We start from the raw sequence: 12,523 nt of genomic DNA on the forward strand, positions 1-12,523 counted from the left end.
GGCCTGCCGGGGCCGGAGCGGGCCCGGCTGGCGGCCACCACGGTGGTCACCAAGGCGGGCGCCGAGGCGACCGCCGTCGACGTCCCGGGCGAGCCGCTGGTCATGGTGCCGGTGCCGCCGGTGGCGGAGGTGCGCGACCTCACCGGGGCCGGGGACGCCTTCGCGGCGGGGTTCCTGGCCGGCTTCCTGGACACCGGGGACCTCGGGCGCGCGGCCGGGCTCGGGCACCGCGGTGCGGCCCGGGTGCTGGCCTCGCCCGGGGCCTCCTTCGGCGGGGAGTGACGCTCCGGCGGGGGCCCTTCGGCGACGGTGCCGCCCGGGGCTTTCGGGGGCTGCCCGGGGCTACCCGGGGTTACCTGGGCACCGCGTCCTTGCGGAGGAAGTGCTTCAGCTTCTGCCAGGTCCAGGTGTTGACCACGTCCTCGGCGGTGAGCCAGCCGCGCTGCGCCGTGCCGATGCCGTAGCGCGGGTAGCCGAGCTGGCCGGTGGCGTGCGCGTCGCTGTCGATCGCGAACCGCACGCCGTGCCGCCTCGCCCGCAGCACGTCCTCGTCGCGCAGGTCGAGCCGCTGCGGGGAGCTGTTGATCTCGATCGCGGTGCCGGTGCGCGCGGCGGCCTCGAACACCGCGTCCAGATCGACGTCGATCGGCCCGCGCCGGCCGATCCGGCGGGTGGTGAGGTGCCCGATGACGTGCACGTACGGGTTCTCGCAGGCGCGGATCAGCCGGCGGGTCTGGGCGGCCCGGTCCAGGGCGAAGTGCGAGTGCACGGAGGCCACGCAGACGTCGAAGCCGGCCAGGAACTCCGGTGGCCAGTCCACCCCGCCGTCCGGGCCGATGTTCAGCTCGGTGCCGTGCAGCAGTCGCAACCTCTTGTGCCGGTCGGCGAGTTGTCGCAGCTGCTCGCGCTGGGCGAGCATCTTCTCGTCCGTCATCCGCTGCATCACCAGGTCCGGGGCGTGGTCGGTGACGGCGAAGTAGGAGTAGCCGCGGGCGGCGGCGGTGTCGACCATCTCCTCCAGGGTGGCCAGTCCGTCGGTCAGGTCGGTGTGGGTGTGGAGGTCACCGCGCAGGTCGGACGCCTGGACCAGGTCCGGGAGTCCACCCTCCAGCGCGGCCTCGATCTCGCCCCGGTCCTCGCGCAGCGGCGGCGGGATCCACGGCAGGCCGAGCGCCGCGTACACCTCGTCCTCGGTCTCCGAGACCACCTTGGCGCCGCCGTCCACCTCGAACAGCCCGTACTCGGAGAGCTTCAGCCCGGCCCGGACGGCCATCGTGCGCAGCTTGATGTTGTGCGCCTTCGAGCCGGTGAAGTAGACCAGCGCCGCGCCCCAGTCCTCCTCCGGAACGACCCGCAGGTCCACCTGTACGCCCTGGGTGGTACGGACCGAGGTCTTGGTACCGCCGCTGCCGATCACCTCGGCGACGTAGGGGAGTTCGGTGAGCGCGGCCATCAGCGGGGCGGAGTCCTCCGCGGTCGCGAGCACGTCGATGTCGCCCACCGTCTCGCGCATCCGGCGCAGCGAGCCCGCGTACGCGCAGCGGGTGCAGCCGGGGACGGCGGAGAGCGCGGCGACCAGCTGCTCGGCCAGCTCGGTGGCGGTGTCCAGCAGGGTGCGGCCGCCGGACTGCCGCAGCAGCTCGATGCCGTGCAGGATCCTCTCGCCGCTGCGCTCGCCGAAGCCGGGCAGGTCGGCGAGCCGCTCGGCCCGGGCGGCCGCGGCGAGTTCGTCCACCGAGGAGATCCCGAGGTCGCGGTAGAGGGCCAGGGCGCGCTTGGGTCCGACGCCGGGGACGGCCGTCATCTCCCGTACGCCGGACGGGACCTCGGCGCGCAGCGCCTCCAGGGCGGGGATGGACCCGGTGGCGAGGTACCCGGCGATCTTCTCGGCGGTGGACCTGCCGACGCCGGGGATCTGCTGCAGGCCCTTGACGTCCAGGTCGGCCAGGTCCTCGGGGTGGCCGCCGACCGCGCGGGCGGCCTTCTCGTAGGCGCGGGCCCGGAAGGCGTCCCCGCCGGTGATGTTGATCAGGTCGGCGTACTCCTGGAGCAGCTCCCTGACCTGGTCGTTGAGCCGGGGCATGGGGCAAGTCTAGGGTCGGTGGGGCGGGGGCGCCGGGTGTACGTCTTCCGCCTCGTGTACTCCGTCGGTCGTACGTGGTCAGTCGTACGCGACGGTCAGCAGCAGGACCACGGTCAGCCCGCCGCCGGGGGTGGGTTCCACCGCGAGCCGGCCGCCCGCGGCCACCACCAGGCGGTGCAGGGCGGGCCCCACCGGGCCGTCCGCCCGCACGCCCGCGATCAGCCGCTCGCGCGCCTCGGGCGGCTCGTAGGCGCCCCGGTCGGAGACCCGGACCTCCACCCGGGCGCGGGTCGCCGCCGTCCGTCCGGGCGCCCGCAGCGCGGACGCGCCGCCCGCCACGTCGGCCCGGAGCAGCACCCGGCCGCCCAGCGGGCTGCGCCGGATCGCGTGGTCGACCAGCCCGGCGAGGACGGTCTCCAGCCGGCGGGCGTCCCCGGCCACCACCGGGAGCCCGGGGGCCACCCGGACCGTGACGGCCGCCGCCCGGCCGCCGCCGCGCACCACCCGGCGCACCACGTCGGCCACCTGGACGTGCCGGGCCATCGGTTCGCAGCCGGCCTGCCGGCCGGTCCACCGCAGTCGCTCCAGCTCGGTGCGGTCGAGCGCCCTGGGCGCGGCCATCGCCCCGGGCGAGAACGGGCCGGCCCCCTCCTCGGCCCCGGCCGGCGCCGCCGCGCCCGCGCGCCCGGACCCGCCCCGGCGCCCGGTGCCGACCGCGCCGACGGTGCCGCCGAGCGCGCCGAGCGCCCTGGCCCCCGACGCGACGTAGCCCCAGAGCCTCCCGTGTGCCATCGCCCTGCCCCTCGTGCTCCCTGGCGGCCGTCATCGAATCCGCGGCCGACCGGGGTGGGCCGACTTCCGGGCCCTTCCAGCCAGCGTGCGCCTCGGCCGCCCGGGTGACAATCCCGCTCCGGTCCGCGGTCCGCTCCGGGGCCCCCGCCGAGCGGCCGACCGGGCACCCGCCGACCGGCGGGGCCCAGGAGGCGCGGCCTACTGCGGATCGAGCAACCGCAAGGACTTCTTCGCAAAAGATCTTTCGCAAAAAACCCTTTGCAAAGAACCCTTTGGGGTCCTAGTCTGCTGCCATGACCGAAGAACGCGGCTGGAAGCACAGCGACGACCCGCACATCGCCATCACCGCCAAGAACATGCGGGCGATGGCGCACCCCGTGCGGATGCAACTGGTCGGGCTCCTGCGCAAGCACGGCCCGTCCACGGCGACGAGGCTCGCCGAGCAGCTGGGGCTGAACTCCGGGGCCACCAGCTACCACCTGCGCCAGCTCGCCGCGGCGGGCTTCGTCGAGGAGGACGAGGAGCGCGGCAACGCCCGCGAGCGGTGGTGGCGTTCGGCCCACCCGCTCACCGTCTGGACGGTGGACGACATGGCGGACGACGAGCTCGACACGGCCGCCGGCTTCCTGCGGTCCGTCCTGGCCGCGCACACCCTGACCGCCCAGCGCACGCTGGACGCCTTCGAGACCATGCCGCGCGAGTGGCGCCGGGTGACGGACCTCAGCGACCGGGTCCTTCAGCTCACGCCCGCCGAGGCCGAGCGGCTGTCCGGCGAGCTGTTCGAGGTGGTCCGGCGCTACCGGCAGATCGACCACGGCGGGCCCGCGCCGGAGGGCACCGAGCAGGTGTCCGTGGTCGTCCACCTCCTGCCGGACGCGACCGCCACCGCCACCGCGAGCGAGGGAGAGACCGCATGACCACCGGCACCGCTGCTACCGCTACCGCTACCGCTGCCGCCGACGCGCCGGGGCGCAGCTTCCGCCCGCTGGCCGGGGTGCTGACGGCCATGGCCGTCTCCGTGACGGGCACGCGCGTCTCGGCCATCGCCCTGCCCTGGTTCGTCCTGGCCACCACCGGCAGCGCCACCATGACGGGCCTGGTCGCGTTCGCCGAGATGGCGCCGTACGTGGCGGTCAAGGCGCTGACGGGGCCGTTAGTCGACCGGCTCGGGCCGCGCGTGGTGTCCTGGACGACGGACGCGGTCAGCGCCGTCGCGGCCGGGCTGGTCCCGCTGCTGCACGCGCAGGGGCTGCTCCCGTTCTGGGTGCTGCTGGTGATGGTCGCGGTGATCGGGGCGATGCGCGGCCCGGGGGACTTGGCCAAGTCCGTCATGGTCCCGGAGGCGGCCGACCACGCCCGGGTGCCGATGGAGCGCGCCACCGGGCTGTCGGGCGTCACCGAGCGGCTGGCCTCCACCATCGGGCCGGCGGTCGGCGGCGGGCTGGTCGCCCTGATGGGCCCGCTGGCCGGGCTGGCGATCAACGCGGTCACCTTCGCGCTCGGGTCGCTGGTCATCGCGGTGGCGCTCCCGCGCGGCATGGGGCGCCCGGCGGTGCCCGCCGCGGCCGCGGATCCGTCCGCCGGGCTGTCCGCTGATCCGTCCGTCGATCCGACCATCGATCCGTCCGGGGAGGAGCGGCCCGCGGGTTACTGGCGGATGTTCCGCGAGGGCTTCACCTTCCTGCGCTCGGAGCCGCTGCTGCTCACCGTGATCGTGATGGTCGGCATCACCAATCTGATCGATGCCGGGTTCATCACCGTCCTCGTCCCGGTCTGGGCCCGGGAGTCCGGCAACGGACCGGCCGCCATCGGCCTGTTGGCTGCGGCCATGGGCGCCACCGCGGTCGTCGGCAGCCTGATAGCGGCGGCCGTCGCCTCCAGGCTGCCCCGTCGGACGGTCTTCTTCACCGGTTTCCTGCTGTGCGGCGCACCGCGCTTCCTGGTGCTCGCCCTCGGCGCGCCGATGTGGCTGGTGATCACGGTCTTCGCGATCGGCGGCCTCGGTTCCGGCTTCCTCAATCCGATCCTCGGCGCGGTGCTCTTCGAGCGGGTGCCCCGCCACCTGCTGGGCCGCGTCCACGCCCTCGGCGACTCCCTCGCCTGGGCCGGCATCCCGCTCGGCGGGCTGGTCGCCGGTGCGGCGGTCGCCATGGTCGGGCTGATACCCAGCCTGATCGGGGCCGGGGCCCTGTACTTCGCGACCACCACCCTGGCCGGGCTGCGCCCCGAGTGGCGGGAGATGGACCGCCTCCGCGGCCGCTCGGGCCGAGCGGCCCGCGTAGCCGGCGCGAGCGGTGTGGGCGGTGCGGGCGACGAGGCCGTCGAGCCGGAACCGGCGCGCAGCGCGTAAGCCGCCCCGGGCTCGGCTAGCGGGCCCGACCGGTGGCCGGGCCAGGCCCATCCGCCGGCCGGTGGCCCACCCAGTGGAGCAGCGACAGGCTGGCCAGGGCGGCGAGGGCACACCAGGTGGAGACGAAGGCGAGGTGCCAGAGCAGGGCGCAGACGACGGCGCCCGCGCCGGTGACGAGACCGAGACGGCGGAGCAGGCGGTCGCCGCTCACCAGGAGGGAGCCGACGGTGGCGAGGAGGTAACCGGCCAGCAGGAGGCCCGGGTACGGGATGCCGACCGCGTAGCCGAGGGTGTGGCCGTGCACGGCGGCCGTCACCGGGTGGGAGCCGACGGCCACGGCCAGCGGGACGGCGACCGCCGCACCGAGCAGGGTGAGCGCGGCGAGCACTCGTCGGCGCGGTCCGTCGGCGGCGCACCACACGGCGGCGGGCACCAGGACGGGCAGCAGCGGCAGGGCGATCACCGCCCAGGCGGTGCGGGCCGCTCCGGCGAGGCCGTCCGGCAGCCCGCCGTCCGTACCGAGCCAGACCAGCGCCTCGATCAGCTGGTGCACACCCAGCACCAGGGGGAGCGCGGCGAGCGACAGGCGCTCGGGCCGGTCGGCCCGACGGGCACGGAGCACACACGCCACGCCCGTGACCGCGACCAGCCCACCGGCCACGGCGTCCGCCCGCGCGCTCCAGCACATCGCGGCCTAGCCGGTGCTCCCGGGGCGGTCGTCCTCGGCGGACCCGCCCGTCGCTCTGTCGTCCGGTCGGCCCTCGGGCCCCACCTCGGCTTCGTTCCCGGCCTTGTCCTCCGCTTCGTCCTCCGGTTCGTCCTCCGGTGGCGCCCCGATGCTCTCCAGGGTGTCGCGGGCGGTCCCGGGCATCGCCGGATGGCGGCCGATCACGATCACCCCGATCACGATCGCCAACAGCCCGACCGACTGCCACGCCAACGCCCCCGGGGTCACCCGCAACCGGTCGCCGAGGAAGCCCACCGCGCAGGCGATCCCGGCCAGCGGCTGGGCGGCGGTCAGCGCCGGCAGGGACATCCGCAGCGGCGCGGCCTCGAAGGCGCTCTGCACCAGCAGCAGCCCGACCACCCCCGCCACCACCACCGCGTACGGCTGCCAACTGCGCAGCACCGCGGCCAGGCCCTCGTGGTCGAGGCGCTGGGTGGTGGTCCGGGTCAGCGCGTCCTGGAGGCCGTAGAGCAGCCCGGCGGCGAGCGCCAGCAGGGTCGCCTCCTCGAACAGCGGCAGCCGCCGGGCCAGCGAGACCAGCAGTACCACCAGCCCGACCACGGTGCCCACCACCAGCCAGTGGCGCAGCTCCCCGGCGGGCGGCCCGCCGCCGGTCGGCCGCCCGGCCACGATGAAGGCCGTCACCCCGAGGGCCAGCAGCGCCACCCCGGCCCAGCCGGAACGGCCCAGGGTCTGACGGGTCAGCACCCGGGCCAGGGCCATCGCGAAGATCAGATTGGTGGCCAGCAGCGGCTCGACCAGCGACACCTCGCCCTGGTTGAGCGCGAGCGCCGAGAGGATCAGCCCGCTGACCATGAACCCGGTGCCGAGCAGCCACTGCGGCATCCGCATCAGGTCCAGCAGCAGCCGCCAGCGCAGCAGATCGGAGCGCGGGGCTTGCTGCGCCGCGTGCTGCTGGAGGACGAAGCCGAGCCCCAGACAGCAGGCCGCACTGAGAGCGAGGAGGAAGACCGCCACGGAGGGACCACCAGGTTGTCGCTGCCCGCGCCGCGCCGACGAGTCCGAGAGGTGGGTCGGGCGTCGCGGCCGCTCCCGTCAGCCTACCGCCGGGCCGGTGCCCGAGCCGATCGCACGGCACGCGTGCGGCGCGGCGGGCCACCGGGCCCTCCGGCAGCGCTTGCCGCCATCGGCAGGGCAGGCGCACGCTGGTGTGAGCGGCCGCCACGGGTCACCGTCCGTGCCGGTCCGGACAGGCGCGACGGGGGCCGCCGCCAGGAGGTGTGGCATGCACAACCAGTGGGACGTGGAGCTGAGATTCGAGGAAGACGGCGTGCACACGGCGTGTGACGCCAGGCTGACCGGCGCCAGGGCGCCCGGCCTGAGCGCGCACGGCGAGTCCGTGAAGAGCGCGGACGACCGTCCGCTCGCCAGGATCGGCGAGGAGGTCGCGGCCTCCCGCGCCCTGGAGGAGCTGTCCCGCAAGCTGCGGGCCCAGGCGACCGGGGAGATCGACGACGAAGGACACCGCCCGGGCTACCTGATCTACTGAGCCCACCGGCGGCCCCACTCCTCCCGGACCGCGGCGGCCCCACTCCTCCCGGACCGCGGTGGCTCCGGGCAGCTCGGGGTCATGCGCTCGACGAGGAGGGCCGTCGGACCGGGCCTGGCCGGTCGTCGGCCCTACCGGCGCCACCACGGGTCGCGGAGGACGTCGTCGGGGTCGGTGGCGCAGTTGGTGCCGCTGACCACCTCGTGGGCGGGAACGTCCCAGCCGACGACGCCCGGAGCCTGACGGTCCAGCTCGACCAGCCGGGCTCGCTGCGGGCCGGCGCCGGTGTCGACGTCGCACATCAGCACGCTCGTCCAGGACCGGCCGTCGAGGGCGGCGACGACCGACAGAACCGGAAGCACCACCAGGGAGAGCAGCAGCGCCGCGATCCTGACCGCCTCGACGGCCCGGGGCCCGAAGGCCACGGCGGTCCGCCCGGTGCGCCGGCCGGTGGCGGCCGAGCGCGCGCCCGTCCGGTACTCGGCCACCACGCCGAGCCGCAACAGGTAACCCAGGACGCCCGCCGCCACACCCCACCACAGCCCGTTGAACGCCCCGACCACCACCCCGAGCGCCCCCGGCAGGATCGCCGCCCGCGCCGCCGTCTCCGCCAGGGCCCGCCCCTGGCGCCGGGCGGCCCCGCCGTGAGCGGCCCGATAGGCGTAGCCGATGTAGGAGAGCACCGCCGCCAGCACGACCGCCAGCACCGGTTCGGCGAAGAACATCCCGATGACGACGTCCACCCAGTTCGCCGGCCCCATCGCCAGCAGCGCGTCCCGGGCCGCGTCCCCGCCCCCGAGCGTCCACGCCAGCTTCAGCACCGGAATGGCGAACACCACCGCCGGCGCCATCACATGAGCCGCACTCACCTGCGCCGCGTCACCGCCCCGCGTGCTTTCGGTCATCCGGCAACGCTACGCACGCCCCCCGCGCCCCCACACCTCCGACACCCACCACTGCACCTCGTGGCCCAACCGTCCACCCCCGGTTCCGGGCGCGCGCGGGCAGGGCCGCGCGCGGAGCTCGTCCACGAAGCCGGCTCGGCCCGTACCTTTGCCCCAGCCCCAGCCCCAGCCCCGGGCCGACAGCCACGAGCGGGGGCGGATCGGACGAAACCCGCTGTGGGACGCGAGCTCAGCAGTACGTCTCGATGAACAGGAGAACGCGGCCGTCGTCGTCGGTGAACTCGTACGCCTCATGGATCGGCAGGTCGGCGGCGCCGAACCGGGCCCGCGCTTCGAGCCAGGCGGCCGGGCGCTCGGCCTCCGTGAGGAAGCGGGGAAGCCACCACCCGACCCGGTCGTCGTAGTACGTGCCCATCGACATCAGGTCGGCGCCGACCGCGAGCCGCTTGGCCCGGCGGGGATCCAGGGGACCACGGGCGAGGCGCCAGTGGCAGCCGTCGGCGTCAGTGAAGCCGCGGGCCATCAAGGGTGAGGGACGGTGGGAACCAACGGACTCGTCATCGGGTTGCGGGCCCATGGCAGCCACGACCTCGGCGAGGGTTTCGGCACGCTTTTGCTTCTTCGGCACCTGCTCAGCATGTCAGTACCACTTCTGCCGCCGCTTCGCCGGTTCGGTCAGGGGTTGGGCGTGGGGGTCTTGCGGGCTGTTCATCGTGGCGATGAGGCCCCGTGGTCGGTGTCGATGGCTGGCGGTGACCGTGTGCGAGAGCCCCGTCGTGGATCTCGGACGCCCGTCGTGTACGGCCAGAGGTATCGGGCCCTGTGGGGGTGGGACGTGAGAAGTCGGGTGGGCCGACTTCTCATGCAGCGGTGATGGGTGGTCAGGGGTGCTGGGTGGGGGTGAGGAAGGTGGTGAGGCGGGGGTTGAGGTCGTGGGTGGCGGCCATGGGGAGGTTGTGGTGGGAGGTGCCCTGGATGATGGCGACTTCTGCCTGGGGGAGGGTGTGGCGGACGGCTCGGGCGACGGCGTGGGGGTCGTGGGTGCGGCTGTGGGCGGCGAGGAGGGTGAGGACGGGGGCGGTGAGGGTGCGGAGGCGTTCGGGGGCGGGGCGGGGGCCGGTGACGACGGGGGAGGCGGGGAAGTCGGCGTAGCCGAGGGCGTAGAGCTCGCGCCAGGCGGGGTCGGGTCGGGGGGTGGTGCCGGTTTCCCAGTCGAGGTAGGCGCGGGCGCGGGCCGGGGTGCGGCGGGGGAGGAAGAGGGGGAGGGCGCGCAGCAGGTAGCCGGGGCGGAAGCCGGCGAAGCACTGGGTGGGGTCGAGCAGGGCGAGCCGGCCGACCCGGGTGGGGGCGTGCAGGGCGTACTCCAGGGCGATCCAGCCGCCGTACGAGTGGCCGCAGAGGTCGGCCCGCGGGACGTCGAGTCCGTCGAGGACGGCGTCCAGCCAGCCGAGCAGGCCGGGGACACCGTCGAGGGCGGCGCCGTCGTGGACGCTGCGCCCCGGGTCGCCGATGAGGTCGACGGCGAGGACGCGGTGTCCTGCCTCGGCCAGGGCGCCGGCGTTGGCGAACCACATGGTGGAGGTGGCGCCGCCGCCGTGGAGCAGGACGAGCGGGCGGCCGTCGGCGGGGCCGCAGGCGTTGATCCGGGTGGTGCCGTGGGCGGTGCGGACGGTGAGCGCCTCGACCGGGACGGGCCAGCGGGCGAGCAGGACGTCGTAGGCGGCGAGGAAGGGGGCGGTGCGGGCGGACATGAGGGCCTCCGCGGGTGTGGTGTGATGGCGGCCGAGTCGGCTGGACCACTCGCCGAACAAGTGTCGCGGTGAACGAGTATCGCGTTGAACGAGTATCTCGCTGAGCGAGAGAATAGTCGCACATGCCCTACCCGAGGAAGGACGACAGGGTGTCCGAGGTTGCCGATCCGATGCGGCTGGTGCACCTGCTGCGGGGCCTGACGGTCGAACTCGACCTGTTCGGGGCCGAGTTCGCGGCCCGCAACGGTCTGCATCCGACCGATCTGCGGGCGCTGATCCACCTGCTGGACGCGGCCAGGGCCGGGGAGGTGGTCACCCCGGGCCGGCTCGGCGAGGCGCTGGGGCTGAACTCGGCGGGCACCACCGGTCTGGTGGACCGGCTGGAGCGGCTCGGCCTGATCCGGCGCGAACGGGATCCGCGGGACCGGCGGCGGGTGCGGTTGCTGGTGGAGGAACGGGCGATGGAGCTGGGGGAGGGCTTCTTCGGCGGGCTGATCGGCGATCTGGTCGCGGCGATGCGGCAGTTCGAGCCGGGGGAGCTGGACACGGCCCGGCGCTTCCTGACGGCGATGACCGGGGTGGTGGCGGCCGCCCGGGAGAACCGAGCGGGAGGCGAGACCTGAACGCCCCGGGCGGACCGGGGCGGGCCGGGGCTACGCGGGCCCGAGGGTCCAGCTGATCACCGACAGCGTCGCCATCGACACCAGCGTCGACCAGAGCACCGCGTCCCGGGCGAGGGCGGTGCCCTGCCGGTACTCGCGGGCGTAGGTGTACACGTTCTGTGCGGTGGGCAGCGCGGAGAACAGCACCACGGTGAGCAGTTGGTGCGCGGGCAGGTGGAGCAGCGGGCCGGCCACGGCGAGGGCCACCAGCGGCTGGACCAGGGTCTTGAGCACGACGGTCAGCCCGACCTCGGTGCGGCGCGGACGGCCGTCCGCCGGCGGGCGGTTGTGCAGCGATATGCCGAGGGTGATCAGCGCGGTCGGGACGCCGGCGCCGCCGAGCAGTTCACAGGAACGATTCAGCTCGGCGGGCAGGTGCAGGCCGGTCGCCGAGGCGAGGGCGCCCAGGGCGGTGGCCAGCAGGATCGGGTTGCGGACGGGCAGGGTGAGCAGCGCCCGCCGTCCGGCCGCACCGCCGTCCAGGACGGCCAGGACGGCGGGGGTGACCACCAGGATCTGGAACAGCACCACGGGCGCCACGAAGGAGGCGTCGCCGAGGACCTGCATGGTCACCGGGATGCCGAGGTTGGCCGAGTTGACGTAGCCGGAGGCCATCGCGCCGACGGCCAGTTCGCCGGGCCTGCGGTGGAACAGCAGCCGTCCGACGAGCAGTCCGAGGCCGATCGTGACCACCGTGCCCGCGGTGAAGGCGAGCATCGAGGTGTTGGCGAAGCGGTCCAGCGGGGTGCGGGCGATCATCAGGAACAGCGCGGCCGGCATCGCCACGTGGAAGACGAACCGGTTGAGCACCGTCTCGGCCTGCGGCCCGAGCAGCCCGCTGCGGCCGACGACGTAGCCGACGCCGGTGAGCGCCCAGATCGGCGCGAAGGCGGACAGCAGGGGGTGCAGGGCTGGCATGGTTCCTCGGATCGCTCGGACGGATCTGCCGGTGCGACGGGGGTCTCCCGCCGGGGGCGTCGACTCCCGAGCGCGGTGACCCCCCGAAGCCCATGAACCCCCGGGGCAGTAAACCAGTGGCCGTCGGCGAGGTGATCAACGGGTCTGTCGCGGGCACGCCAGCCGGGCCGGGCCGTCGGCGGGATCGGCGGGCCGGGAACGAGGCCGACCGCCCGGAGCGGCGCCGACCGCCCGGGCCTACGATGAGCCGATGGAGGACCAGTACCTGAGCCTGTCCGAGGTGGAGGCGATCGCGCGCCGGGCCCACCGGGGGCAGGTGGACAAGAACGGCCACCCGTACGGCGAGCACATCGCGGCGGTCGCCCACGGGACGGCGGCGCGCGGCGGCAGCGCGGCGCAGATCGCGGCGGGCTGGCTGCACGACACCGTCGAGGACGACCGGCTGAGCCGGGAATGGCTGGCCGGTGCCGCGCTGCCGGAGGAGACCAAGGCGATCGTGGACGCGCTCACCCGGCGCCGGGACGAGCCGGTCGAGGAGTACACCGCGCGGATCCTGGCCACGCCGGGCGCGCTGCTGGTGAAGCGCGCGGATCTGGCGCACAACTCCGATCCGGCCCGCCTCGCCGTGCTGGACCCGGCGACCGCCGAGCGGCTGGCCGCCAAGTACGCGCGGATGCGCGAGCTGCTCGGGCTCACCGGCGAGCTGTAGTCCACGGGCCGGGGTCCAAGGAGTCGGAGCCCGAGAGCCCGAGAGCCCGAGAGCCCGAGAGCCCACGGCCCACGGGTGCCGGAGTCCGCGCCGGGGAACCAGGAGAGGGCCCGGAC

At 74.8% G+C, this 12,523-nt stretch carries 14 protein-coding genes; 6 read left to right on the forward strand and 8 right to left on the reverse strand.

Annotation, left to right across the window (positions count from 1 at the left end; genetic code table 11):
- Nucleotides 1-282: PfkB family carbohydrate kinase (locus ACFU6K_RS14670; protein WP_380663137.1), on the forward strand; the 282-nt coding region annotated here is incomplete at its 5' end.
- A gap of 70 nt (nt 283-352) precedes the next feature.
- On the opposite strand, the gene polX is transcribed toward ACFU6K_RS14670, so the two are convergent.
- Nucleotides 353-2,083: a DNA polymerase/3'-5' exonuclease PolX gene (gene polX / locus ACFU6K_RS14675; RefSeq protein ID WP_380663138.1), complete on the reverse strand. Its 1,731-nt coding sequence runs from the start codon at nt 2,081-2,083 to the stop codon at nt 353-355.
- Between the two features lie 78 nt (nt 2,084-2,161).
- Complete coding sequence (locus ACFU6K_RS14680; RefSeq protein ID WP_380663140.1) at nt 2,162-2,875, reverse strand: sensor histidine kinase; 714 nt, start codon at nt 2,873-2,875, stop codon at nt 2,162-2,164.
- 293 nt (nt 2,876-3,168) lie between these two features.
- On the opposite strand from ACFU6K_RS14680, the gene ACFU6K_RS14685 reads away from it, so the two are divergent.
- Together ACFU6K_RS14685 and ACFU6K_RS14690 are read left to right on the forward strand one after the other, a co-directional pair.
- Complete coding sequence (locus tag ACFU6K_RS14685) at nt 3,169-3,792, forward strand: ArsR/SmtB family transcription factor (protein ID WP_380663141.1); 624 nt, start codon at nt 3,169-3,171, stop codon at nt 3,790-3,792.
- Nucleotides 3,789-5,225 carry an MFS transporter gene (locus ACFU6K_RS14690; RefSeq protein ID WP_380663143.1) on the forward strand — a complete coding sequence of 479 codons (1,437 nt, stop codon included), beginning with the start codon at nt 3,789-3,791 and terminating at the stop codon, nt 5,223-5,225. Before ACFU6K_RS14685 ends, ACFU6K_RS14690 begins: the two co-directional genes overlap by 4 nt.
- Before the next feature lie 16 nt (nt 5,226-5,241).
- On the opposite strand, the gene ACFU6K_RS14695 is transcribed toward ACFU6K_RS14690, so the two are convergent.
- Both ACFU6K_RS14695 and ACFU6K_RS14700 read right to left on the reverse strand, forming a co-directional pair.
- A complete protein-coding gene (locus ACFU6K_RS14695) occupies nt 5,242-5,913 on the reverse strand; it encodes a DUF6629 family protein (protein ID WP_380663145.1) in 672 nt (223 codons plus the stop codon).
- Between the two features lie 6 nt (nt 5,914-5,919).
- Nucleotides 5,920-6,930: a DMT family transporter gene (locus tag ACFU6K_RS14700; protein WP_380663147.1), complete on the reverse strand. Its 1,011-nt coding sequence runs from the start codon at nt 6,928-6,930 to the stop codon at nt 5,920-5,922.
- A 268-nt stretch (nt 6,931-7,198) separates the two neighbouring features.
- Between ACFU6K_RS14700 and ACFU6K_RS14705 the strand changes: the two genes are divergently transcribed.
- On the forward strand, nt 7,199-7,462 hold the full coding sequence (locus tag ACFU6K_RS14705; protein ID WP_049655929.1) for a dsRBD fold-containing protein: 264 nt from the start codon (nt 7,199-7,201) through the stop codon (nt 7,460-7,462).
- 131 nt (nt 7,463-7,593) lie between these two features.
- Here ACFU6K_RS14705 and ACFU6K_RS14710 read toward each other — a convergent pair whose 3' ends face one another.
- From ACFU6K_RS14710 to ACFU6K_RS14720, 3 genes are all read right to left on the reverse strand, one after another.
- Nucleotides 7,594-8,367 (reverse strand): hypothetical protein, encoded by a 774-nt coding sequence (locus ACFU6K_RS14710; protein WP_380663148.1) that lies wholly within the window; start codon nt 8,365-8,367, stop codon nt 7,594-7,596.
- 229 nt (nt 8,368-8,596) lie between these two features.
- Nucleotides 8,597-8,995 carry a hypothetical protein gene (locus ACFU6K_RS14715; RefSeq protein ID WP_380663150.1) on the reverse strand — a complete coding sequence of 133 codons (399 nt, stop codon included), beginning with the start codon at nt 8,993-8,995 and terminating at the stop codon, nt 8,597-8,599.
- Between the two features lie 253 nt (nt 8,996-9,248).
- Nucleotides 9,249-10,118: an alpha/beta fold hydrolase gene (locus tag ACFU6K_RS14720; RefSeq protein ID WP_380663151.1), complete on the reverse strand. Its 870-nt coding sequence runs from the start codon at nt 10,116-10,118 to the stop codon at nt 9,249-9,251.
- A gap of 170 nt (nt 10,119-10,288) precedes the next feature.
- Between ACFU6K_RS14720 and ACFU6K_RS14725 the strand changes: the two genes are divergently transcribed.
- Nucleotides 10,289-10,741 (forward strand): MarR family transcriptional regulator, encoded by a 453-nt coding sequence (locus tag ACFU6K_RS14725; RefSeq protein WP_380663156.1) that lies wholly within the window; start codon nt 10,289-10,291, stop codon nt 10,739-10,741.
- Nucleotides 10,742-10,771: 30 nt separating this feature from the next.
- On the opposite strand, the gene ACFU6K_RS14730 is transcribed toward ACFU6K_RS14725, so the two are convergent.
- Nucleotides 10,772-11,698, reverse strand: a complete 927-nt coding sequence (locus tag ACFU6K_RS14730; RefSeq protein WP_380663153.1) for an AEC family transporter — start codon at nt 11,696-11,698, stop codon at nt 10,772-10,774.
- Nucleotides 11,699-11,948: 250 nt separating this feature from the next.
- Between ACFU6K_RS14730 and ACFU6K_RS14735 the strand changes: the two genes are divergently transcribed.
- Entirely contained in the window at nt 11,949-12,407 is a 459-nt protein-coding gene (locus ACFU6K_RS14735; protein ID WP_380663154.1) for an HD domain-containing protein, read from the forward strand.
- Nucleotides 12,408-12,523 lie beyond the last annotated feature (116 nt).

Source organism: Kitasatospora sp. NPDC057512 (assembly GCF_042802135.1).
In the GTDB taxonomy this organism is placed as follows: domain Bacteria; phylum Actinomycetota; class Actinomycetes; order Streptomycetales; family Streptomycetaceae; genus Kitasatospora.

What these genes read in the sequence shown, in the direction of transcription:
- polX (WP_380663138.1), bottom strand. Translation starts at nt 2,083, where the DNA reads ATGCCCCGGCTCAACGACCAGGTCAGGGAGCTGCTCCAGGAGTACGCC.
- ACFU6K_RS14680 (WP_380663140.1), bottom strand. Translation starts at nt 2,875, where the DNA reads ATGGCACACGGGAGGCTCTGGGGCTACGTCGCGTCGGGGGCCAGGGCG.
- ACFU6K_RS14685 (WP_380663141.1), top strand. Translation starts at nt 3,169, where the DNA reads ATGACCGAAGAACGCGGCTGGAAGCACAGCGACGACCCGCACATCGCC.
- ACFU6K_RS14690 (WP_380663143.1), top strand. Translation starts at nt 3,789, where the DNA reads ATGACCACCGGCACCGCTGCTACCGCTACCGCTACCGCTGCCGCCGAC.
- ACFU6K_RS14695 (WP_380663145.1), bottom strand. Translation starts at nt 5,913, where the DNA reads ATGTGCTGGAGCGCGCGGGCGGACGCCGTGGCCGGTGGGCTGGTCGCG.
- ACFU6K_RS14705 (WP_049655929.1), top strand. Translation starts at nt 7,199, where the DNA reads ATGCACAACCAGTGGGACGTGGAGCTGAGATTCGAGGAAGACGGCGTG.
- ACFU6K_RS14710 (WP_380663148.1), bottom strand. Translation starts at nt 8,367, where the DNA reads ATGACCGAAAGCACGCGGGGCGGTGACGCGGCGCAGGTGAGTGCGGCT.
- ACFU6K_RS14720 (WP_380663151.1), bottom strand. Translation starts at nt 10,118, where the DNA reads ATGTCCGCCCGCACCGCCCCCTTCCTCGCCGCCTACGACGTCCTGCTC.
- ACFU6K_RS14725 (WP_380663156.1), top strand. Translation starts at nt 10,289, where the DNA reads ATGCGGCTGGTGCACCTGCTGCGGGGCCTGACGGTCGAACTCGACCTG.
- ACFU6K_RS14730 (WP_380663153.1), bottom strand. Translation starts at nt 11,698, where the DNA reads ATGCCAGCCCTGCACCCCCTGCTGTCCGCCTTCGCGCCGATCTGGGCG.
- ACFU6K_RS14735 (WP_380663154.1), top strand. Translation starts at nt 11,949, where the DNA reads ATGGAGGACCAGTACCTGAGCCTGTCCGAGGTGGAGGCGATCGCGCGC.